Consider the following 20,794-nt stretch of genomic DNA (forward strand, 5'->3'; position numbering starts at 1 on the left):
CCGCCCGTGAGCGAGGGTGTAAACCTGCGCGAGTACTCGCAAAGCGCCGTCGAGGCCACTGTACCTATAGCGCCTGATGCCCTTGGCTTACCGCTAGAAACCCACTAGCCTCCACGCTCCCGTGTTTACAGTGGAAGTCCTCGCCATGTCCCTCGCTTTCAAGCGCCGTGCCTTGCTGCAAGGCGCCCTGGCCGGCTCGGCACTCCTGGCCTTGCCCGCCTGGGCGACGCGCTCGATCAACACCCAATTCGAGCAGCTCGAACGCACCCACAGCATCACCCTGGGCCTCTACGCCCTGGACACCGGCAGCGGCCGCCACCTGGCCTACCGCGCCGACCAGCGCTTCGCGCTGTGCAGCACCTTCAAGGTCATGCTCGCCGGTGCGGTGTTGCACCTGAGCCAAAAACAGCCCGATTTGTTGGCCAAGCGCATCCGCTTCGATGCCAAGACGCTGGTGGTCTACTCGCCCATCACCCAACAGCACGTCGACGCCGGCATGACCGTCGCCGACCTCTGCGCGGCTGCCTTGCAACACAGCGACAACACGGCGGCCAACCTGCTTCTGGATGTGCTCGGCGGCCCCGCAGCGCTCACGGCCTTCGCCCGGCGTCTGGGCGACGACGTGTTCCGCTTGGACCGTAACGAACCTAGCTTGAACAGCGCCTTGCCCGACGACCCGCGCGATACCAGTACGCCGCAGGCCATGGCGACGAGCGTGCAGCGCCTGGTGCTAGGCGACGGCCTGAACACTTTGGCCCGGCAGCAATTGCAGACCTGGCTCAAGGGCAACACCACCGGCGCCAAACGTATTCGTGCCGGTGTACCTGCGGATTGGACGGTCGGCGACAAGACCGGCTCAGGCGATTACGGCGTCGCGAACGACGTCGCCGTGATCTGGCCGCCGCGCCGTGCGCCTTGGGTGCTGACGGTCTTCACGCGCGCAACAGACCCGAAATCGCCCTGGAAGGACGCAGCGCTGGCGGAAGCCACTGGCATCGTGGTGCAAGCCCTCGGTTGAGCACAGATACCGAACCACTGTGCTACATCAACGGGCAAAGGCAATATGCCAGGCAGTCAAAAACAAAAAAGCGTGCGCTGCCGTCGCGGTAGCACACCTCAAAGGCCGGGGCGGGCGCGGATCGAGATCCGCGCCCGGTTGCATCACTTGAACCCCGTCACCTTGTGCGGTACATACGGCGCTTCCAATCGCGCGATCTCTTCCGCAGTCAGCTTCAACTCTAGCGCCGCGATCGCGTCGTCCAACTGCGCCGGCTTCGAAGCCCCGACGATCGGCGCCGACACGCCAGGGGTATTGAGCACCCAAGCCAACGCCACCTGCGCCATCGGCACACCGCGCTCCAGCGCGACTTGCTCGACCACGTCGATCACCTTGCCGTCTTCCACTTCGCTGCCGGCGAAGAACGACGCGCCCGATTCGTCGCTGAGGATCCGCGCCGTCTGCTGCCCCTGGGGGCGGGTCAGGCGACCGCGCGCCATGGGGCTCCACGGCATCAGGCCGACGCCCTGGTCGCGGCACAGCGGGATCATTTCGCGCTCTTCCTCGCGGTACAGCAGGTTCAGGTAGTTCTGCATCGATACGAAACGGGTCCAGCCATGGGCGGCGGCCGTTTGCTGGGCCTTGGCGAACTGCCAGGCGAACATCGACGACGCGCCGATGTAGCGCGCCTTGCCGGCTTTCACCACGTCGTGCAAGGCTTCCATGGTCTCTTCAATGGGCGTGCGGTAGTCCCAGCGGTGGATTTGATACAGGTCCACGTAATCGGTGCCCAGGCGGCGCAGGCTGGCGTCGATGCCGTTGAAGATGGCCTTGCGCGACAGGCCCTGCTCGTTGGGCCGAGCGTCGCCTTGCCACATGTTGGCGGGGTAGAACACCTTGGTGGCGATCACGGTTTCGTCGCGGCGGGTGTAGGCCTTCAGCCACTTGCCGAGGATTTCCTCGGACGTGCCGGCCGAGTAGCTGTTGGCGGTATCGAAGAAGTTGATCCCTTGCTCGACGGCGTGGCGGATGATCGGCCCGCTGTCGGCTTCGCCCAGGGTCCAAGGGTGGGTGCCGGCGTCCGGCTCGCCGAAGGTCATGCTGCCCAGGCACAGCCGGGAGATGTCCAGACCGGTGTTGCCGAGTTTCACGTATTGCATGCGAGTCTCCTGTTGCCGAGTGCGCGCCCAGCGGGGTGGGCGTGGAAGTGCTGACTAAGGTAACGACGCGAAGCCCGTAGGGAAATTCCCCACGCGCGCAGGTTCAATGTGCAGAAATTCACAAGCGCAGCAGTGGTCGCAAGCAGTCTTGGACGAAGTCGATCACGGCTCTGATACGCGGAGTGTTGCGCGCGTCTTCGTGCACGGCCAGCCAGATTTCGATGCTCGTCGAGGCACCTCCGCGGCTGACCGGCTCCAACCGATGCTCCTCGGCCATGAACGCCGGCAAGCAGGCGATACCGGCGCCACCGGCCGCCGCCTCGGCCTGGATGCGCAGGTCGTTGCTGTGCAACACGAAGGTGCCGTCGCCCGCTTGCTGGAGCAGCCAGCGTTGCTGCGGCGACTTGGCCTGGGACGCGTCGTAGCCGATGTATACCGGCGCTTGCCCGCTGCGCAGGTAGGCGGGGGCGGCGTACAAACGGTATTCGAGGTGGCCTAGCAACTGCGCTACCAAAGTAGGCTCGGTAGGACGGGTGAGGCTGATGGCGAGGTCCGCCTCGCGACGCGCCAGGGAGGCGCGGGATTTGCTCCCGACCAGCTTCAGCGTCAGCGCAGGGTAGCGCGCGAACAGTTCGCCGCAACGTCGGGCGATCAGGCTGCCGAGCAGGGCGGGTGGGGCGCTGAGCACCACTTGGCCCTCGACCTGCGCCTGCCCGGCGCTGGCGAAGTGCTCAAGGGCGAAAGAGGTCGTGAGCATCTGCTGGGCGAAGCCCGCAACGCGCTGGCCTTGCTCAGTGACCAAGTAGGCCCGCGCGCGGCGGTCGACCAGTTTGAGGTGCAGCGAGGCTTCCAGCGAAGCGATGCGTCGAGCCACGGTGGCGTGGTCCACGGCCAATGCCTTGGCGGCGGCCGACAGCGATCCGGCGCTGACGAAGGCGGAGAAATAACGCAGATCTTCCCAGTCGAACATGAGGTGCCCTTGAACGGTGAGCGTCGAGGGTAGCGGATTGGGGAGGCCAGGCAAGTGGGAAGTGCGCTAAGGGAAGGCGTCAGGAGGGGCACCCTGGTATGACGCATCATCAGAGATGGCTAAAAGTCGGCGGATAAACGACATGGGCAAGGGCGCTGCCAGCGTACCGTGTATCACACGGCACGCCATCGACTCGGGCAGGCGTTCAGCGCGAAGTCTTGGCCTCGACCTCGGCCAGGCGCTCATTGATCTGGCGGGTTTGCTCTTCGAGCTCTTTGACTTCGGTCGGCGTGATGACCTTGTCGACGATCTTGGTGCGCGGGTCGCCCTGCTCGAGAACCGGGTCTGGCGAGCCTTCACCCTTTTGCGCCTGCTCGGAGGAAATCGGACGTGGGACTTTGTCAGCTGGGTTCGAATCGGTGGGTTTCATGGCGTCTCCTCAAGGATCAGGTGTCTGTACAACAGAACACGCACGGGCCTGAAAGTTTGATCGGATCGCGTGGCGTCAAGCCAGGACGACCACCTCGGCCTGCCCGCTTTCCGGGTCGTAACACACCAGCGCCTCATCGTCGGTGCCTGCCTGGCACAGCACCCTGCCATCGCTGCTCCACACGCCGGAACCACCGGCGCAAACGAATCCCTCGACCGGCCCGACAGCATTGGCCATCACCACCGCCATGGCATGCCGTCGGGCAACCCGCGGGTAATGCCGCAACGACGCCTGCACGCCCTCTGCGGATTTCGCGACACTGGCCAGGTACACCTGGGCGCCCAGGTCGGCCATCGCCTGAGCATGCTCCGGTTGCATCGACTCGAAGCAGATGGCCGGCGCCAAACGGTAGCCGCCCGTTTCGAACAGCATCGACGCATCGCCGGGCACGAAGAATGCCTGCTCGTCCGCATACAGCCATTGCTTGGCGTAGCCGAGTCTCGGTTGATCCGGCTGGAAGAACACGAGGCTGATCTGTACGCCCGATCCGTACCAGGTCGGCACGCCGATGGCGATCGACATCCGGTGACGGTCGCTGGCGTGCTGAAACACCTCCAGCCGCGCATCGTCCAGGTGCATGGCTTGTCGCGCCGCTTGGCTCAGGGCGTAGCCGGTCAGCGATAATTCAGGGAAAAACAACGCAGCGGCACCAAGGCCTGCGGCGCGTTCGACCACGGTCAGATGGCGTTCGACGCTGTCGCCGAGCGAGCCAAGGGTAGGTGCGATCTGTGCGGCCACAATGTTCATCGTCGAGCGCCTAACATGCTCTGTTCTCGATCAAGCCTTGACCCGTTGTCTTCGTCGACGAGGCATCGCGGTTGCTCGGAGCGCCGAATCGGCCACTGCCGCAGGTCAGCTCAGTCCGCCACCGGTGCCTGCTCAGCCTCGGCCTCGAGCTTGGCGCGGTCCGCCTTGCTGACGTACTTCGGCTTGCTGCTGCGTGGCGCCAACTTGGCGCTGGCCTTCTTGGCGTTGGCCTTGAGCAGTTGGTTGATCTTCTTGCGACGGTTCATGACGGGCACTCGGTATCGACGGGCATAGGCACCCAGCGCTGGGTGCCTGGGAGGGCGGCCATCATAGCAAAAGCCATCGGCCCGGCGGGCAAGACTTCCCAGGCAAAAATCCGGATAATCGCCGCCACTTTTGTTCAGACGGTACCCGGTAATCGCCCATGGAAATCAAAGTCAACTTTCTCGACAACCTTCGCCTCGAAGCGAAGTTCGACGACTTCACGGTGATCGCCGACCAGCCGATCCGCTACAAGGGCGATGGTTCGGCGCCGGGCCCGTTCGACTATTTCCTCGCCTCTTCGGCGCTGTGCGCGGCGTACTTCGTCAAGCTCTACTGCCAGACCCGCGACATCCCCACGGAAAACATCCGCCTGTCGCAGAACAACATCGTCGACCCGGAAAACCGCTATCAGCAGATATTCAAGATTCAAGTGGAGCTGCCGGCCGACATTTCCGAGAAGGACCGCCAGGGCATCCTGCGCTCGATCGACCGCTGCACGGTGAAGAAAGTGGTGCAGACCGGCCCCGAGTTCATCATCGAAGAGGTCGAGAACCTCGATGCCAGCGCCCAGTCGCTGCTGATGCTCGATCCGAACTCCACCGCGCGCACGCTGATCCCCGGCAAGGACCTGCCGCTGGAGCAGACCATCGCCAACCTGTCCGGCCTGCTCGAAGGGCTGGGCATGAAGATCGAGATCGCCTCGTGGCGCAACATCGTACCCAACGTCTGGTCGCTGCACCTGCGCGACGCCCAGTCGCCGATGTGCTTCACCAACGGCAAGGGCGCCACCAAAGAGGCCGCGCTGGCGTCGGCGCTGGGCGAGTTCATCGAGCGGCTGAACTGCAACTTCTTCTACAACGACCAGTTCTGGGGCGAGGAACTGGCCAACGCACCCTTCGTGCATTACCCCGAAGAGCGTTGGTTCCAGCCAGGCCCAAACGATGAGCTGCCCGGCGAGGTCCTCGACGCGCATTGCCTGGCCATCTACAACCCGGACGGCGAGCTGCACGGCTCGAACCTGATCGACACCAACTCCGGCAACCGGGCCCGCGGCATCTGCTCGTTACCGTTCGTGCGCCAGTCCGACGGCGAGGTGGTGTACTTCCCCTCGAACCTGATCGAAAACCTCTACCTGAGCAACGGCATGAGCGCCGGCAACACCCTGGCCGAAGCCCAGGTGCAGTGCCTGTCGGAGATCTTCGAGCGGGCGGTCAAGCGCGAGATCCTCGAAGGCGAGCTGTGCCTGCCGGACGTGCCCGAAGCGGTGCTGGCCAAGTACCCTGGCATCGTCGCCGGGATCAAGGGGCTGGAGGACCAAGGCTTCCCGGTGCTGGTCAAGGACGCGTCACTGGGCGGCGAGTTCCCGGTCATGTGCGTGACCCTGATGAACCCGCGCACCGGCGGCGTGTTCGCTTCCTTCGGCGCGCACCCGAGCCTGGAAGTGGCGCTGGAGCGCAGCCTCACCGAACTGCTTCAAGGCCGCAGCTTCGAAGGCCTCAACGACTTGCCGGCGCCGACCTTCGAAAGCCACGCGCTGACCGAGCCGAACAACTTCGTCGAGCATTTCATCGACTCCAGCGGTGTGGTGTCGTGGCGCTTCTTCGGTGCCAAGCCCGACTACGACTTCGTCGAGTGGGATTTCTCCGCCCAGGGCAAAGACGCCAACGTCGAAGAAGCCGCCACGTTGTTCGGCATCCTCGAAGCGCTCTGCCACGAAAGCTACATGGCGGTGTACGAGCACCTGGGCGCCAAGGCCTGTCGCATCCTGGTGCCGGGCTACTCGGAAATCTACCCGGTGGACGACCTGGTCTGGGACAACACCAACAAGGCGCTGTACTTCCGCGAAGACATTCTCAACCTGCACCGCCTGAGCGACCGCGAGCTCAAGGCCCTGGTCGAGCGCCTGGAAAACAGCGAGCTGGACGAATACACCGAGATCAAGACGCTGATCGGCATCGAGTTCGACGACAACACCTCCTGGGGCCAGCTCACCGTGCTGGAGCTCAAGCTGCTGATCCACGTGGCGCTCAAGCAGTTCGACCCGGCCAAGGAACTGGTGGAGATGTTCCTGCAATACAACGACAACACCGTCGAACGCGGCCTGTTCTACCAAGCCCTGAACGTAGTGCTGGAAATCGAGCTGGACAACGAGCTGCACCTCGCCGACTACGAGGCCAACCTGCGCCGCATGTTCGGCCAGGCGCGCATGGAGGCGGTGCTGGGCTCGGTACAGGGTAGCGTGCGTTTCCACGGCCTGACCCCGACCAGCATGAAACTCGAAGGGCTGGAGCGGCACCAGCGGCTGATCGATAGCTACAAGAAGCTGCACGCGGCACGGGCGCGGATGTCGGCACAGCAGGGCTGAGTCGGGGCGCGGGCGGTGCAGGCCATCGAGCTGACCCTGCTGTGCCACGCTACGACCGAGGCGCAGCGGGTAGGGCGCTTTCATCGGGACGATGATGCGCTGCGCGAAACGCCCGCGCGGCGGCAGTGGCCGCGCGCGCTGCAATGCCTGGTCGCGCCGGAGCGCCGCGCCATGCAGACGGCCTTGGCCCTGGGCTTGGCCGGCGATGTGGAAACGGCGTTGTCCGACCTGGATCTGGGGCACTGGCACGGCCTCAGGCTCAAGGACGTGCAGCTCACCGCACCTGACGCGCTGCAACGCTGGCTGGACGACCCGCAGGCCGCGCCCCATGGCGGCGAGTCGCTCCAGCAGATGAGCGCCCGCGTCGGTGCCTGGCTCGACCACGGTCTGCCACCTGGACAATGGTTGGCCGTCACTCACCCTTGGGTGGTGCGCGCGGCCTTGCAACACGTGCTGGGCGGTTCGCTAGCGATGGCGCGGCGCATCGATGTCCTGCCCTTGGCTGAGCTGCGCCTGAAATGGCAGGGCCATTGGCGCTTGCGCATCGATTGATCCGCGTCGCCTGCGCCTGGCTGCTGGCGCCACCGCTTCCCGGTCGTCAGTTGCACTGACCGACCGCGCACCGCCTCGGTCAACCCAGCATCCCTCTGCTGAACCCTGTGGTGATCGAATGGATTCTCCAACCGGCAGGACGCTCTCGCCCCGCAGCCATGTGGTGCGCCAACTGGTGCTGATATTCTGCGTGCTGCTGCTGTTGGCACTGGCCGTGGTGGTGGGTTCGCTGTACCGCATCGCCGCCGGGCTGGACGCACGCGAGGCGCAGCAGAGCCGGTTCCATGCGGCCTCGGCGGTCGACCAGTTGCACGAGCGCGAGCGCAGCTACCTGCTCGGCCATGCGTTCTGGCAAGCGGCCTACGACCATCTGAATACGCTCGACGCAGCGCATTGGGCCTACGATCAGGACAACATCGGCCCCACGCTCTATACCCAGGACGGGTACCAGGGCGTCTATGCCATCGATGATCGGGGAACGCTCTATGCCATGTCCGAAGGCCAGATCAGCCTGCAGGACTTCGATCGACGCAGCCCCAGCCGCACCCGAATCCTGGCCGTGGCCCGTGAGGCCGCACAACGCGAGCAGGCCAGCAGTGGCTATTTATCGTTCGACGGCCAACCCGCGCTGTTCAGTGCGGCGGTGATCCGGCCGCCGTCGCTGCCCCATCATCTGGACGCGCCTGCCAGCGTGCTGGTGTTCGTCCGCCGTCTGGATGCCGCGGTGCTGGACAAGCTCGGGCGCAGCGCAGGCCTGATCGACATGGCCATCGCGGACACACAGGCCTCGGCCGACCGCCGCGGCTTTCTGCTGCTCGAAGGCATCGACTCGGTCTTGACCTGGCGCGTCGCCGAACCTGGCACCGAGCTGCTGCGCGCAGTGATCCCGCCATTGGGGTTGGCGAGCTTGATCATGGCGCTGATCGTGTGCATCACCGCTCGCTATGCCCTGCGTGCCAGCGCCAGCCTCGACCGCAGCCAGCAGCAGGCGCTGGCCTCGCGTGCCGCGTTGCAGAGCAGCGAGTCGCGCTTCAAAGCCGTGGCCGAAGCCGCCTCGGACTGGATCTGGGAGACCGATGAATCATTGCGGCTGACCTACCTGTCGAGCCGTTTCGCCGAGCAGACCGGCCACCCAGTAGAAGACTGGTTGGGCCGACCCATCACCGAGCTGCTCGACGGGGACACCAGCGACGTGCACAACTGGCTCGCCAGCTTGGCCGCTACGCACACGGTGGCCAGCCTGCGTTGCCAATACCGTGACCGGCTCGACCAACCGCGCATCTGCCGCATCACCGCCAGCGCCATTCACGAGCAGGGCGTATGCCACGGCCTGCGCGGCACCTGCAACGACATCACCGATGAAGTGGCGGCACACGCGCAGATCCAGCACCTGTCGTTGCACGATGCCCTCACCGGGCTGCCGAACCGCAACCAGCTGATGCGCTTTCTGGAGCAGCATGGCAAAGGCAGCGGCCAGGCGCCGCTGGCGGTACTGATGCTCGACCTGGACAACTTCAAGCCGGTCAACGACAGCCTCGGCCATGCAGCGGGCGATGCCGTACTGATGGAGCTGGCTGCGCGTCTTGGGCGCATCGTACGGGAATGCGATCTGGTGGCACGGTTGGGCGGCGACGAGTTCGTCATCGTGTTGCTGCGCCCGGGCGAACGTGGCGAACTCGAGCGTTTTGCCGAACGCGTCGTCGCCACCTTGCAGCGTCCGATCGACCATGAAGGGCATCGCCTGCAAGTGGGCGTCAGCCTGGGCATCGTCTTGTCCAAAGCGCACCCCGGTACGCCCAGCGAGCTGCTCCACTGCGCCGATGTGGCCCTATATGCGGCCAAACGCGACGGCAAGCACACCTGGCGTTTCTTCTCCAGCGACCTGAGCAGCGCCTTGCACGAGCGGCGCCTGCTGGAGCGCGACCTGCGTCAGGGCATCGCGCGCGGCGAACTGCTCCTGCACTTTCAGCCGCGCTTCAAGGTCGATGGCTCGACCATCGCGTCGGCCGAGGCGTTGGTACGCTGGCAGCATCCGCAACGGGGGCTGCTGATGCCCGATCGGTTCATCGCCCTGGCCGAAGAATCCGACCTGATCGTGCTGTTGGGCAACTGGGTGTTGGCCGCAGCCTGTCGGCAAGCGTTGCAATGGCCGTTGCCGGTGGTGGTGTCGGTGAACCTGTCGCCAGCCCAGTTCACCCGCAGCGACGTGGTGCGCGACGTGCATCAGGCCCTGACCCGCAGCGGCCTGCCAGCACACCGTCTAGAGCTGGAAATCACCGAAAACGTGATGCTCAACGACATCGAAGGCGCTTTGCAGACCCTCAACGCGCTCAAGGAACTGGGCGTGCGTCTGAACATGGACGACTTCGGCACCGGTTATTCCTCGCTTGGTTACCTGCGCACCTATCCCTTCGACAGCATCAAGATCGACAAGCGCTTCATCCAGGCCTTGGCCAGCAATACCAACGATCGACGCGTGGTGCAGGCGATCATCAACCTCGGCACCGCGATGAACATGACGGTGACGGCCGAGGGGGTGGAAACGGCCGAGCAACTGGCCGTACTGCGCGCGGACCAGTGCCATGAGGTGCAGGGGTTCCTGCTCAGCCGGCCTATCGAGCATGAAAACTTGATGACGCTGATGCTGGCGCGAGCGCCTTCGCAGCTTTGAATACCGAACTTGCCCATGGGCGAGCGCCACCCGCCTCGGCATGGGCAAGGTCAAGGTCAAGGTCAAGCGGTATCGCCCTGCATGCATGGCTGTTGGGCTGAGGAGGCGGCGCGCGATGTGCAGGGCAGGGCCTGAGCGTACAGGTTCAAAGGGCATTCCAGGCCGCCGTCGGGATTGCCAAGCAGCAAGCCGTGCAACAGCCGGCTGTACACCGATCTGAGCGACCCAGCCGTTTGCCGCGATCCGCGCGGCGCCCAGCGCTCGCCGATGGCGCGGCGCCCCAGGTGGTTCAGCTTGCCGGGGAGGGTGCCGACCACGTGCGCGGAATTGACGTTGCAGTGTTCGGCAAATTGCAGCACACCGCGCAGGGCGGTGTTGGCCAAGTCCCAGATATGGCAGACCGGGAGGTGTTCGAGCAGGGATTCGGCCACCGCCTGGCTGCGTTCGCGGGTGTGGAAGGCCAGGCCATGTTCGGCGCAGCGGCGCTCGATCTGTCCGTAGACTTCTTCCACAGCCAGGCTGCGGATCAGCTGGGTCAGCTCGCGGTGCCACTCGGGCCTGGGGCCGCGGACCAAATCGCGATGCAAGTGTCGATAGACCTCAGTGAGGGTTGCGCGTTGCCGGCCATCGAGGGTGACATTGCAGATCCAGCGCACGCGCTCGAGTCGCGGTACGGCGGGATTGGGCACGAAGGCTTCGAGCGGCGAGTGCGGGTCGACCAGCAGCAGGGTTTGCAGGCGCGCGCTTTCGAACAGGGCCGTGTCCATGGTTTCGCTGGGGCTCAGCAACAGGGCGCAATGCCCCGGCTCGACGGGCTCGATACGGTCGTTCCACGCGCTGCCGCGCGCTTCGATGATGGCCATGAGGGTGAGTTTGCTGCCGATCCCGAGTGTGGCATACGGCACCATCGTTTCGGATCCTACCGCCCAATGGGCGAGAATCTGCTCGCGCAGGCGCGCTTGCTGGTCATGCCGGGCGTGGTCGCGCTCCTGACTGCAAGGCGCGCAGATGCAGTAGCGCTGCAGCCGGTTGTAGGCGGGAAAGAAGTAGCGGTGCTCACAGGTAAGGCAAAAGGCTTCGTTGACGCTGCGCGCCGGTTGCGACTTGCCGCGCCGACGGGTGTGCAGCGGCCGTTCGCACCACGGGCAATTGAGGTCGGCACAAGGTACGGGCGGAAAGGCCCTGATCAGGCCGCTGGCTGGCACATCGATGGCGTATTCGACGAGCAGCGCGGCGATGGGTTCGCCGGCCAGGTAGCGCTGGTACAAGGTTTCGATGTCTTCAGCAGCGAGGTGGCTGAGCTTGTGGTGGTAATCCGTCAATGTCTGTTCCCCCTAGGAGCGAGGCGTTTGCACGCATGGGGGAATGATGGAAGCGGGTAAGGAGAGCAGAGAAGCGCAAGATCCAGAGGTTTTTCTCTGCCTCTTGTAGTCCTTTTCGGAAAATGGTTGCGGGAAGGGAGACTTGGGTCGGGTGAGGCATTCAGCAGGCTTGAATTGCGTGCAGAGCAGTCCGGACGACCTCGTCATGCGAGTTTCTCCGTTGCCCGACGGTTGCCACAAAAAACTGCCCGCAGCGTACCGGACATCGTCCGGTGCACTACGGGCAGTTTCGTCTTCAAGGCTTGGAGCCCACGCCATCGGGGCTCGCCGCTAGCCTTTAGACGGGCGCATCCCAAGCACGATCGCCATGCTCGTCCTTCACCCGGGTGGGCAGGCCCATCACGTCCAGCGCCTTGAGGAACGGCTCAGCCGGCAGCTCCTCGACGTTGACCATGCGCTGCACGTCCCACTCGCCGCGCGCGACCAGCAGGGCCGCTGCGACCGGCGGCACGCCAGCGGTATAGGAGATGCCCTGGCTGTCGGTCTCGGCGAAGGCGTCTTCGTGGTCGGCCACGTTGTAGATGAACACTTCGCGCGGCTGGCCGTCCTTGGTGCCTTTGACCAGGTCGCCGATGCAGGTCTTGCCGGTGTAGCCAGGCGCCAGCGAGGCCGGGTCGGGCAGCACGGCCTTGACCACCTTCAACGGCACCACGTCGAGGCCTTCGGCGGTGCGTACCGGCTGCTCGGAAAGCAGGCCCAGGTTCTTCAGCACGGTGAAGACGTTGATGTAGTGCTCGCCGAAACTCATCCAGAAGCGCACGTTGGGCACGTCGAGGTTCTTCGACAGCGAGTGCACTTCATCGTGGCCGGTCAGGTACAGGTTCTGCTCGCCCACCACCGGCAGATCGTCGGTGCGCTTGACCTCGAACATGCTGTTGCTGGTCCACTCGCCGTTCTGCCAGCTCCACACTTGCCCGGTGAACTCGCGGAAATTGATTTCCGGGTCGAAGTTGGTGGCGAAGTACTTGCCATGCGAGCCGGCATTGACGTCGAGAATGTCGATCGAGTCGATGCGGTCGAAATACTGCTGCTGCGCGAGTTTCGCGTAGCTGTTGACCACACCCGGGTCGAAACCGACGCCGAGAATGGCCGTGATGTTCTTGTGTTGGCACTCTTCGGTGTGTTTCCACTCGTAGTTGCCGTACCAGGGCGGCGTTTCGCACACCTTGCCGGGTTCTTCGTGGATTGCGGTGTCCAGGTAGGCGACACCGGTATCGATGCAGGCACGCAGCACCGACATGTTGAGGAAGGCGGAGCCGACGTTGATGACGATCTGCGATTCGGTTTCGCGAATCAGCGCTTTGGTCGCTTCGACGTCGAGTGCATTGAGCGAGAAGGCCTGGATGTCTGCGGGTACCTTGAGGCTACCCTTGGCCTTGACGCTGTCGATGATGGCCTGGCATTTGGAGATGTTCCGTGACGCGATCGCAATACGACCAAGCTCGTCGTTATGCTGTGCGCACTTGTGGGCCACCACCTTGGCGACACCTCCTGCACCAATGATAAGAACGTTCTTCTTCAATTTATCTGTTGCTCCTTACTGAATGCCGTCTTAGGACAGGCTGGAAACGTAGTCTTCGAAACCGAACTCACGGACGACGTCGATACGGCCATCGAGTTGCTTGACGACGATGGACGGCATCTTCAGACCGTTGAACCAATTCTTCTTGACCATGGTGTAGCCGGCCGCGTCGACGAACGAGAGACGGTCGCCGATGGCCAGCGGTTTGGCGAACTGGTATTCGCCGAAGATATCGCCGGCCAGGCACGACTTGCCGCAAATCATGTAGGTGTGCTCGCCCTCGCTCGGCGCCAGCTTGGCGTTGAGGCGGTAGATCAGCAGGTCGAGCAGGTGCGCTTCGATGGAGCTGTCGACCACTGCCAGGTGCTTGCCGTTGTACAGCGTGTCGAGCACGGTGACTTCCAGCGAAGCGCTTTGCGTGATCGCCGCTTCGCCAGGCTCCAGGTACACCTGCACGCCGTAGGTGTCGGAGAACGACTTGAGGCGCTTGCAGAAGGCGTCGACGTCATAGCCTTCGCCGGTGAAGTGGATGCCGCCACCCAGGCTGACCCATTGCACCTTGTGCAGCAGGTGGCCGAAGCGTTGTTCGATGTGCGTGAGCATCTGGTCGAACAGGCCGAAATCGCCGTTCTCGCAGTTGTTGTGGAACATGAAGCCGGAGATGTCGTCGATCACCGCTTCGATCTTTTCCGGGTCCCATTCGCCCAGGCGGCTGAAGGGGCGTGCCGGGTCGGCCAGCAGGTAGTCGGAGCTGCTGACCTGCGGGTTGACGCGCAGGCCACGGGTCTTGCCGGCGGACTGCTCGGCGAAGCGCTGCAGCTGACCGATGGAGTTGAAGATGATCTTGTCGCAGTTGGCGAGCATCTCTTCGATTTCGTCGTCGGCCCAGGCCACGCTGTAGGCGTGGGTCTCGCCGACGAACTTCTCCCGGCCGAGCTTGAGCTCGTAGAGCGAGGACGACGTGGTGCCGTCCATGTACTGCTGCATCAGGTCGAACACCGACCAGGTGGCGAAGCATTTGAGCGCCAGCAGCGCCTTGGCGCCGGACTGCTCGCGCACGTAGGCGATCTTCTCCATGTTGCTGAGCAGCTTGGTCTTGTCGATGAGGTAGTACGGCGTCTTGATCATGGAAAAGGCCTCCCGGCCCGGCCGGCCAAAAAAAGACACGCATTGTGCCTTCACTGGCCTCGGATCGAAAGGGCGCGCGGCGCTTTTCGTCAGCTCAGGGCGGATGGGGCCTTGAGAGCGTTGGCGTTGCCGTCATGGCGGGGCCGGTCGCAGGGAGTGTCGCAGGGGGGTGTGACGCAATGATGGCAGCTGGTTTGGGTGCCATGTCATTGGAACAGTGGCCTCCCCCTTGCAGGTGCCAGGAGGTTTGCGGCGCGGGGATGCACGGCCCATAGCGCATCCCCTGTGGTAGCTCGGCCGAGGTTTCCTGCGGTTAGAAACCGCCGCCCAGCGGGTATTCCACCGCCAACCGCACCTGGTTGCTGTCCAGTTCCGCCTGGGCGGCGTTGCCGCGGTGCACGTCGTGGCGCAGCGAGAAGGTCAGGCCCTTGGCCTGGCCCGACTGCACCACATAGCGCGCTTCCAGGTCGCGCTCCCAGTGTTTGCCGCCTTGGCCATAGCCCAGGTAGGCATAGCCGCCGCCTGAATCGACATGGCTGCCGTCGATGTCGAAACCGCGCACGTACAACGCGCTCAGCAGCAGGCCGGGCACGCCGACGCTGGACATGTCGAAGTCATAGCGCGCCTGCCAGGATTTCTCGTTGGGCGCGTTGAAGTCCGACAGCTGCACGGCGTTGGTCAGGTAGATGGCGCCACGGCTGGCGTAGTCGAACGGCGTGTCGCCGTGCACCTGCTGCCAGCCCAGGCTCAGGGTGTGGGCGTCCTGACGGTAGCGCGAGATCAGGCTCCAGGTGGTGTTGTCGATGCGCCCGGACAGCGCCTTGCCGGTGTCGCGGGTGCGGTACAGGTTCAGGTCCAGGTTGAGGCTGCGGTGCGCGTCCAGCGCGTGGCTGAAGGTGCTGCCCAGGTATTGCTGGTTCCAGGTGTCGTCGTAATGCGAGGTGTAAAGGCTGGCGCCGAACGCGGCCGTGGGGTTCCACACTGCGCCGGCCACATCGATGCTGTCGCCGCGCTTGCCGTTGGAATAGTTGACCACCAGGCCCTTGCCGTGGCTCGACGCGTTGCGGTCGGCGTCGTCGGTGAAGTGTCCGCCCACCAGTTTGAGCGTGTCGATCTCTTCGCTGGTCAGCCACCAGCCGGTGAAGGTCTCCGGCAGCAGGCGGCTATCGGAGGCGCTGAACACCGGGGTCTTGAGGCGTTGCTCGCCGTAGCTCAGAACCGTGTCGGACACGCGCACCTTCACCGCAGCGCCGGCGCGGTCGTAGCTGCGCTGGGGATGGCCGTCGTTGTCCAAGGCCAGCAGGCGCGCCTTGCCGGCACGGCCGCCGCCGCTGTCGAGTTTGACCCCAAGCAAGGCGTGGGCGTCGACTCCGAAGCCTACCTGGCCTTGGGTGAAGCCTGACGTGAACGTGCCGATCACCCCGTAACCCCATTCCTCGGCCCGGTCGCTGCGCTCGCTGCGAGGTTTGTAGGCGTTGCGCGCCGCGCCGTTGCGGCCGCCGTTGTGGTAGTCGCGGCGGTCGTAGACGCTGCGGTTGAGCAGGTTCCACCGACTGTCTTCGACGAAGCCCTTGGCGGCCGATTGCGCCGATTCGTCGGAGTCGGCGGCGGCCAGCGGTGCGATGCCGAGCAGCGGCAGGAGCAGGGCAGCACGGGTCAGATGGCTCATCGTCCGGCCTCCAGCTTCGCGCGTTGTGCTTGAAGACGTGCTGCGGCGCGGGCCGGCAGGTCGGTCGGCCATTGCGCTGCGCTCAGGTCGGCATCGCCCACCTCGATCAGCATGACCATGCCCATGGCCAAGTGTGGAATGCACTGAATGCCATACAGCCCCGGCTCGTCGAAACGCTGCTCGGCCGCCTGGTTGAGCTTGCCCTTGAACGGCTCGGCACCCTTGGGCCATAGCGCGGGCAGGGTGGCGGCGTTGTGGCTGGCGTGGGTGGGAACGAAGCGCACGCTGTCGCCGGGGGCGATGCGCAGGTGGTCGGGCTCGTAGACCATGGCGCCGTCGGCGCCGCGGTTGAGCATCTTCACGTCATGGACCTCGGCCGAGGCCAGGGGTGCGAACAGCAGACTGGCGAGCAGCGCGGTGGCGGTGGATCGGAGCATGGGGCAGGTTTCCAGCGTCAGGGCGTGCGCAAACGCAGGATGCGCGCGCCGTCGTAGGGGTCGGTGAGGTAGTGCGCGTGTACGCCGAAGGTGCTCAGCAGGCGCGCGGGAGTGAGCACATCGAACGGCGCGCCCAACGCGACCAACCGGCCCTTGTCGAGCACGGCCAGACGGTCGCAGGTCAATGCCTGGTTGAGGTCGTGCAAGGCCACCACGGTACTGATCGGCAACGCCTGCACGCAGTGCAGCAGGCTCAGCTGATGCTGGATGTCGAGGTGGTTGGTCGGCTCGTCGAGCAGCAATACCTGCGGCCGCTGGGCCAGGGCACGGGCGATGTGCACGCGTTGGCGCTCGCCGCCCGACAGCGAGCCCCACACCCGTCGCTGCAGGTGCACGGCATCGACGTCGCGCAGCGCCCGCTCGACGATGGCGCGGTCGGTCTCGCCGAACGGCGCCAGTGCCGACAACCACGGCGTGCGGCCCAGGGCCACGGCCTCGAAGACACTGATCGCGTCATGGGTATCGGCCTGTTGCTCGACCAGCGCCAGGGTTTGCGCCACGTGCCGTCGCGGCAAACCTGCGAGCGGTTCGCCGAGCAGTTGCACGCGGCCCTCGCTGGGCGTGCGCAACCCGGCCAGGAGCTTGAGCAGGGTCGACTTGCCAGAGCCATTGAGGCCGACCACACCGAGGGTTTCCCCGGCCAGCAGTTGCAGGTCGATGCCGTGCAGCAGCGGGTGGCCGCGCACGCTCAGGCCCAGGCCCGCGCAGCTCAGGGGTGCCAGGCGCACGGCTGCGAGATTGCTCATGAGCGCCCCCGGCGGCTGACCAGGATCAAGGCGAACACCGGCGCGCCGATCAGCGCGGTGACCACGCCCACCGGGATCACTTGGCCGGGCAGCAGGGTGCGCGAGAGGATGTCGGCGCAAATCAGGAACAGCGTACCGCCCAAGGCGCTGGCCGGCAGCAGTCGCGCATGCCCCGGCCCGAGCAGCAGGCGCAGCGCATGGGGAATGACCAGCCCGACGAAGCCGATGGCGCCGACGATCGACACCATCACCGCCGTCACCAGCGCTGCGCAGCTGATCAGCAGCAATTGCGTGCGGCGTACCGGCACCCCGAGCGAGGCCGCCGAATCGGCGCCGAAAGTGAAGGCGTCAAGGCTGCGCCGATGCCACAGGCACACCGCCAGGCCCAGCAGCGCCACCGGCACCGCCAGGCCCACCGACGGCCAGCGCACCCCGCTGAGGTTGCCCAGCAGCCAGAACAGAATGCCGCGGGCCTGCTCGGCGGTGGCTGACTTGGTGATCAGGAAGGCGGTAATCGCATTGAACAGCTGTGAGCCGGCGATACCGGCCAGGATCACCTGCGCGTTGTTGTGCGCAGGGCCGGCCGCACGCGCCAGCAGCAACACCAGCGCGAAGGCCGCCAGCGCGCCGATGAAAGCCCCGGCCGACAGCGACAGCGCCGCGCCGCCTATACCCAGCAGGCCCACCGCCACCGCGCCGGTGGAAGCGCCGGCCGACAGCCCCAGCAGATAGGGTTCGGCCAGGGCATTGCGCAGCAAGGCTTGCAGGATCACCCCGCAGGTCGCCAGGCCCGCACCACACGCCGCCGCCACCAGAGTGCGGGTCAGGCGGTAGTTCCAGACGATGCCGGCATCGATCGGGTCGACCGCGTAGCCGGCTTGCCATAGATGGTTGGCCAGCACCTGGTAGACCACCCGTGGCGCCACGGTGGTTTCGCCGATGCTGATGCCGGCCAGCAAGGCAGCGGCCAGCGCCAGCACGGCCAGGACGCCGCCTGGTAGCAGTCGCCGGCTCACTGCGGCGCTTTACCGCTGGCGAACGCTTCGGACAGCGTCTCCAGCCCGCGGAACAGGCGAATGCCGGCCTGCATGGCGTCGGCGTCGAGGATGACGATGCGGCCCTGCTTGACGGCATCGAGGTTCTTCGCCACCGGGTCGGTGCGCAGGAATTCGAGTTTCTTTCGGTAGTCGTCGGCCGGGAAGCGGCGACGGTCCATGCGCGCGATGATCAGCCAGGTGGGGTTGGCCTTGGCCAGGGTCTCCCAGCCGACGGTGGGCCATTCCTCCTGGGACTCGACCACGTTGCGCACACCGAGGGTTTGCAGCATGAAGTCGGCCACCCCCTGGCGCCCGGCGACATAGGGGTCGATGTCGAGGTCGGCGCTGGAGAACCAGAACAGCGCGCTGGTGCCCGACAGGTCCTTGCCGGCCAACTGCGCGCGGGCCTTTTCCAGTTGCCCGCGCAACTCGGCGTTGAGCGCTTCGCCACGGGCCTGCACGTCGAAGATCTCGGCCAGCTGGCTGACGCTCTTGTAGATGGACTCGACCTTGAACGGCTGCAGGCGCGTGCCGTCGGCACCGACCAGGTTGTCCTTGCCTTCGCAGTCGGAGGGCAGCAGGTAGGTGGGGATGTTCAGCTCGTGGAACTGCTGACGGGTGCCGACCACGCCTTGCTCGCCGACCATCCATTCGAACTGCGCGGTGACCAGTTGCGGACGTTTGCCGACCACGGCTTCGAAGCTCGGATCGTTGTCGGCCAGGCGCGGCACCTTGTCGTTCTGCGCCTTGAACGCGGGCAATACATCGTTGAACCACAGCGAGGTGCCGGCCAGGCGTTCGCCCAGGCCGAGTGCGTAAAGGATTTCGGTGCCGGCCTGGCCGATGGTCACCGCACGTTGCGGCGCCTGGGCGAAGGTCTGCGGCATGCCGCAGTTGTCCACGGTCAGCGGGTAGTGCGTGGCGGCGGCCTGGGCCAAACCCGAGAAGCCGAAGGCGGTGAGCAGGGCAGTAAGGCGAAGCATTGGAACGATCTCCTATCGTGGTGCAGCGGACCGCGCGCACGGACAGGCATCGTCTGCGCCGCCTGCGCAAGACAGGCGGCACCACCCTGGACAGGGTGCCGATGGCCGTCCCGGACACCCCGCCGGTCGGTGAATGTGTGCCGGCAGGTCTCCTGACTGGTGCGTCCTGGCCTGGCTCCGGCCTTCCCGGACAGGTCCAGTGGCATTCGAGGAGCAGGCTCGGCACCTACAGTTGCGGGGGCAGTTTCGTTTGGCCCGCGGCGTGGCGGGCGACGAATTCCCTATTAATTCCTGGGGGAAACCGGCGGGCGGCATGGTAGACCATCACCCGCTGGCAGGGAACCTCTTCACAGGTATTTGAGCCAGGCGATGTCGCGGCGCCGGGCCTTGAGCCGGGCGAACGCGCGTACCGGCAGGTACAGCGCCAGCGCCAGCAGCACCGCGCACAGCCACACCGCGCCGATGCTGTCGAAGCCGAAGTATTGCCCCTGGTTTAGGCCGAACAGCGCCACGCACACCAGATAGGCGAGTTTGAGCACGTACAGGTGCAACAGATAGAAGAACATCGGCGCTGCGCCCATTACCGCCAGCACACCGATCCAACGGGCCTGGCCGGCGCGCTCGAAGCCGCGCAGCAACAACAGGCCCACGCCCAGCGTCAGGCACAGGAACAGCAGCGAGGGCGGGTATTTGGTGATGTTGAGCAGGCTCATGAGGGTTTGCAGGGCGCTAGGGTAGCTGCTCCAGGGCGCTTCGCCGTAACCGTTGAGCAGGCGCAGCGCGACGAACGCCAGCAGCGTCAGCGCTGCGGTGGCCAACAGCCGACGTTGGCGTTGGACCGCATCGCTGCCGCGGGCGAACCACGGGCCCATGGCATAGCCCAGGGCGATCACGCCGATCCACGGCAATACCGGGTAGGAGGTGCGCAGGCGCATGTGCTCGGACACCTCCAGCCAGCCACGGTCGTGCAGGATCGCCCACAGCACGTGCAGGGAAGAGCCTTCGCCGAAATGCACGGCGTCGAGCAGGTTGTGCCCGGCGACGATGACCAGGCCCAGCGCGATCAGCGCCGCGCGCGGCAGCCACACCAGCGCCGCCAGGGCGATCATGCTCACGCCGATGGCCCAGATCACTTGCAGGTAGACCACGCTCGGCGGCAGTTGGAAGGTCCAGGCGAAGTTGACCACCGTGAACTCCAGCAGCACCAGGAACAGGCCGCGCTTGAACAGGAACGCCGCGACATCGCCACGGCCCTGGTGTTTTTCACCATACAGCCAGGCCGACAGGCCGGTGAGCAGCACGAACACCGGCGCGCACAAATGCGCCAGGGTGCGGCTGAAGAACAGACCGGGTTCGGTGGTGGCGATCGCCATCGGGTCGCCGACCTGATGGTGCAGGAAGAAGGTTTCGCGGACGTGGTCCAGCAGCATGAACAGCATCACCAGGCCGCGCAGCGCGTCGATGCTTTGCAGGCGTTGGGTGATTGGGGTCGGGATGGCTTGTGCGCTTGTCATGGAGGATCGCAGGCAAGGGGTGGGCTTGAAATGAAACGTTATCTTATAACAATTTTCATGAAAGCCAACACCGTTTTCATCTTTCCGTGCGGGGATGCGA

At 65.2% G+C, this 20,794-nt stretch carries 18 protein-coding genes and 1 riboswitch; of the genes, 4 read left to right on the plus strand and 14 right to left on the minus strand.

The features are described 5' to 3' along the window. Nucleotides 1–145: 145 nt before the first annotated feature. On the plus strand, nucleotides 146–1,018 hold the full coding sequence (bla, locus tag B4M43_RS13690; RefSeq protein ID WP_296267939.1) for a class A beta-lactamase: 873 nt from the start codon (nucleotides 146–148) through the stop codon (nucleotides 1,016–1,018). Nucleotides 1,019–1,161: 143 nt separating this feature from the next. Here the strand turns inward: bla and B4M43_RS13695 are convergent, their stop codons facing one another. The 5 genes from B4M43_RS13695 to B4M43_RS13715 form a co-directional block, all read right to left on the minus strand. Then, complete coding sequence (locus B4M43_RS13695) at nucleotides 1,162–2,157, minus strand: aldo/keto reductase (RefSeq protein WP_296267941.1); 996 nt, start codon at nucleotides 2,155–2,157, stop codon at nucleotides 1,162–1,164. A 118-nt stretch (nucleotides 2,158–2,275) separates the two neighbouring features. Continuing rightward, nucleotides 2,276–3,127, minus strand: coding sequence for a LysR family transcriptional regulator (locus B4M43_RS13700; RefSeq protein ID WP_296267943.1), 852 nt, complete (start codon nucleotides 3,125–3,127; stop codon nucleotides 2,276–2,278). A gap of 205 nt (nucleotides 3,128–3,332) precedes the next feature. After that, nucleotides 3,333–3,557: a hypothetical protein gene (locus B4M43_RS13705; RefSeq protein WP_296267944.1), complete on the minus strand. Its 225-nt coding sequence runs from the start codon at nucleotides 3,555–3,557 to the stop codon at nucleotides 3,333–3,335. 75 nt (nucleotides 3,558–3,632) lie between these two features. Next, nucleotides 3,633–4,364 (minus strand): carbon-nitrogen hydrolase family protein, encoded by a 732-nt coding sequence (locus tag B4M43_RS13710; RefSeq protein ID WP_296267946.1) that lies wholly within the window; start codon nucleotides 4,362–4,364, stop codon nucleotides 3,633–3,635. Nucleotides 4,365–4,474: 110 nt separating this feature from the next. Further along, complete coding sequence (locus B4M43_RS13715; RefSeq protein ID WP_296267947.1) at nucleotides 4,475–4,630, minus strand: DUF2986 domain-containing protein; 156 nt, start codon at nucleotides 4,628–4,630, stop codon at nucleotides 4,475–4,477. 158 nt (nucleotides 4,631–4,788) lie between these two features. Between B4M43_RS13715 and B4M43_RS13720 the strand changes: the two genes are divergently transcribed. The 3 genes from B4M43_RS13720 to B4M43_RS13730 all read left to right on the plus strand — a co-directional run bounded on the left by B4M43_RS13720 (nucleotide 4,789) and on the right by B4M43_RS13730 (nucleotide 10,216). After that, the gene (locus B4M43_RS13720; protein ID WP_296267949.1) at nucleotides 4,789–6,993 is read left to right on the plus strand and encodes an OsmC domain/YcaO domain-containing protein; all 2,205 of its coding nucleotides are present in this window, start codon (nucleotides 4,789–4,791) and stop codon (nucleotides 6,991–6,993) included. Between the two features lie 15 nt (nucleotides 6,994–7,008). Further along, on the plus strand, nucleotides 7,009–7,545 hold the full coding sequence (locus tag B4M43_RS13725) for a histidine phosphatase family protein (protein WP_296267951.1): 537 nt from the start codon (nucleotides 7,009–7,011) through the stop codon (nucleotides 7,543–7,545). A gap of 118 nt (nucleotides 7,546–7,663) precedes the next feature. Beyond that, nucleotides 7,664–10,216 carry a bifunctional diguanylate cyclase/phosphodiesterase gene (locus B4M43_RS13730; RefSeq protein ID WP_296267953.1) on the plus strand — a complete coding sequence of 851 codons (2,553 nt, stop codon included), beginning with the start codon at nucleotides 7,664–7,666 and terminating at the stop codon, nucleotides 10,214–10,216. Nucleotides 10,217–10,278: 62 nt separating this feature from the next. Here B4M43_RS13730 and B4M43_RS13735 read toward each other — a convergent pair whose 3' ends face one another. The 9 genes from B4M43_RS13735 to B4M43_RS13775 all read right to left on the minus strand — a co-directional run bounded on the left by B4M43_RS13735 (nucleotide 10,279) and on the right by B4M43_RS13775 (nucleotide 20,694). After that, nucleotides 10,279–11,538 carry a hypothetical protein gene (locus B4M43_RS13735; protein WP_296267955.1) on the minus strand — a complete coding sequence of 420 codons (1,260 nt, stop codon included), beginning with the start codon at nucleotides 11,536–11,538 and terminating at the stop codon, nucleotides 10,279–10,281. Nucleotides 11,539–11,875: 337 nt separating this feature from the next. Beyond that, nucleotides 11,876–13,120, minus strand: a complete 1,245-nt coding sequence (locus B4M43_RS13740) for a saccharopine dehydrogenase family protein (RefSeq protein WP_296267957.1) — start codon at nucleotides 13,118–13,120, stop codon at nucleotides 11,876–11,878. A 30-nt stretch (nucleotides 13,121–13,150) separates the two neighbouring features. Next, on the minus strand, nucleotides 13,151–14,248 hold the full coding sequence (gene nspC, locus B4M43_RS13745; protein WP_296267959.1) for a carboxynorspermidine decarboxylase: 1,098 nt from the start codon (nucleotides 14,246–14,248) through the stop codon (nucleotides 13,151–13,153). A gap of 313 nt (nucleotides 14,249–14,561) precedes the next feature. Further along, the gene (locus tag B4M43_RS13750; RefSeq protein ID WP_296267961.1) at nucleotides 14,562–15,917 is read right to left on the minus strand and encodes an OprD family porin; all 1,356 of its coding nucleotides are present in this window, start codon (nucleotides 15,915–15,917) and stop codon (nucleotides 14,562–14,564) included. Next, nucleotides 15,914–16,354, minus strand: coding sequence for a pseudoazurin (locus B4M43_RS13755; protein ID WP_296267963.1), 441 nt, complete (start codon nucleotides 16,352–16,354; stop codon nucleotides 15,914–15,916). The genes B4M43_RS13750 and B4M43_RS13755 overlap by 4 nt, the downstream gene beginning before the upstream one ends. 17 nt (nucleotides 16,355–16,371) lie before the next feature. Further along, on the minus strand, nucleotides 16,372–17,160 hold the full coding sequence (locus B4M43_RS13760; protein WP_296267964.1) for an ABC transporter ATP-binding protein: 789 nt from the start codon (nucleotides 17,158–17,160) through the stop codon (nucleotides 16,372–16,374). After that, on the minus strand, nucleotides 17,157–18,176 hold the full coding sequence (locus tag B4M43_RS13765) for a FecCD family ABC transporter permease (RefSeq protein WP_296267966.1): 1,020 nt from the start codon (nucleotides 18,174–18,176) through the stop codon (nucleotides 17,157–17,159). Before B4M43_RS13765 ends, B4M43_RS13760 begins: the two co-directional genes overlap by 4 nt. Further along, nucleotides 18,173–19,180 (minus strand): ABC transporter substrate-binding protein, encoded by a 1,008-nt coding sequence (locus B4M43_RS13770; protein WP_296267968.1) that lies wholly within the window; start codon nucleotides 19,178–19,180, stop codon nucleotides 18,173–18,175. Before B4M43_RS13770 ends, B4M43_RS13765 begins: the two co-directional genes overlap by 4 nt. A gap of 125 nt (nucleotides 19,181–19,305) precedes the next feature. Beyond that, nucleotides 19,306–19,501: riboswitch (cobalamin riboswitch) on the minus strand. Between the two features lie 26 nt (nucleotides 19,502–19,527). Beyond that, nucleotides 19,528–20,694: a DUF1624 domain-containing protein gene (locus B4M43_RS13775; RefSeq protein WP_296267970.1), complete on the minus strand. Its 1,167-nt coding sequence runs from the start codon at nucleotides 20,692–20,694 to the stop codon at nucleotides 19,528–19,530. Nucleotides 20,695–20,794: the final 100 nt, after the last annotated feature.

This window comes from Pseudomonas sp. UBA6562, from assembly GCF_002434265.1.
GTDB lineage: Bacteria > Pseudomonadota > Gammaproteobacteria > Pseudomonadales > Pseudomonadaceae > Aquipseudomonas.

Excerpts from the sequence above, each read along its gene's own strand:
- B4M43_RS13720 (WP_296267949.1), top strand. The coding sequence starts at position 4,789 with ATGGAAATCAAAGTCAACTTTCTCGACAACCTTCGCCTCGAAGCGAAG.
- B4M43_RS13755 (WP_296267963.1), bottom strand. The coding sequence starts at position 16,354 with ATGCTCCGATCCACCGCCACCGCGCTGCTCGCCAGTCTGCTGTTCGCA.
- B4M43_RS13700 (WP_296267943.1), bottom strand. The coding sequence starts at position 3,127 with ATGTTCGACTGGGAAGATCTGCGTTATTTCTCCGCCTTCGTCAGCGCC.
- B4M43_RS13730 (WP_296267953.1), top strand. The coding sequence starts at position 7,664 with ATGGATTCTCCAACCGGCAGGACGCTCTCGCCCCGCAGCCATGTGGTG.
- B4M43_RS13710 (WP_296267946.1), bottom strand. The coding sequence starts at position 4,364 with ATGAACATTGTGGCCGCACAGATCGCACCTACCCTTGGCTCGCTCGGC.
- nspC (WP_296267959.1), bottom strand. The coding sequence starts at position 14,248 with ATGATCAAGACGCCGTACTACCTCATCGACAAGACCAAGCTGCTCAGC.
- B4M43_RS13695 (WP_296267941.1), bottom strand. The coding sequence starts at position 2,157 with ATGCAATACGTGAAACTCGGCAACACCGGTCTGGACATCTCCCGGCTG.
- B4M43_RS13770 (WP_296267968.1), bottom strand. The coding sequence starts at position 19,180 with ATGCTTCGCCTTACTGCCCTGCTCACCGCCTTCGGCTTCTCGGGTTTG.
- bla (WP_296267939.1), top strand. The coding sequence starts at position 146 with ATGTCCCTCGCTTTCAAGCGCCGTGCCTTGCTGCAAGGCGCCCTGGCC.
- B4M43_RS13750 (WP_296267961.1), bottom strand. The coding sequence starts at position 15,917 with ATGAGCCATCTGACCCGTGCTGCCCTGCTCCTGCCGCTGCTCGGCATC.
- B4M43_RS13715 (WP_296267947.1), bottom strand. The coding sequence starts at position 4,630 with ATGAACCGTCGCAAGAAGATCAACCAACTGCTCAAGGCCAACGCCAAG.
- B4M43_RS13705 (WP_296267944.1), bottom strand. The coding sequence starts at position 3,557 with ATGAAACCCACCGATTCGAACCCAGCTGACAAAGTCCCACGTCCGATT.
- B4M43_RS13775 (WP_296267970.1), bottom strand. The coding sequence starts at position 20,694 with ATGACAAGCGCACAAGCCATCCCGACCCCAATCACCCAACGCCTGCAA.
- B4M43_RS13760 (WP_296267964.1), bottom strand. The coding sequence starts at position 17,160 with ATGAGCAATCTCGCAGCCGTGCGCCTGGCACCCCTGAGCTGCGCGGGC.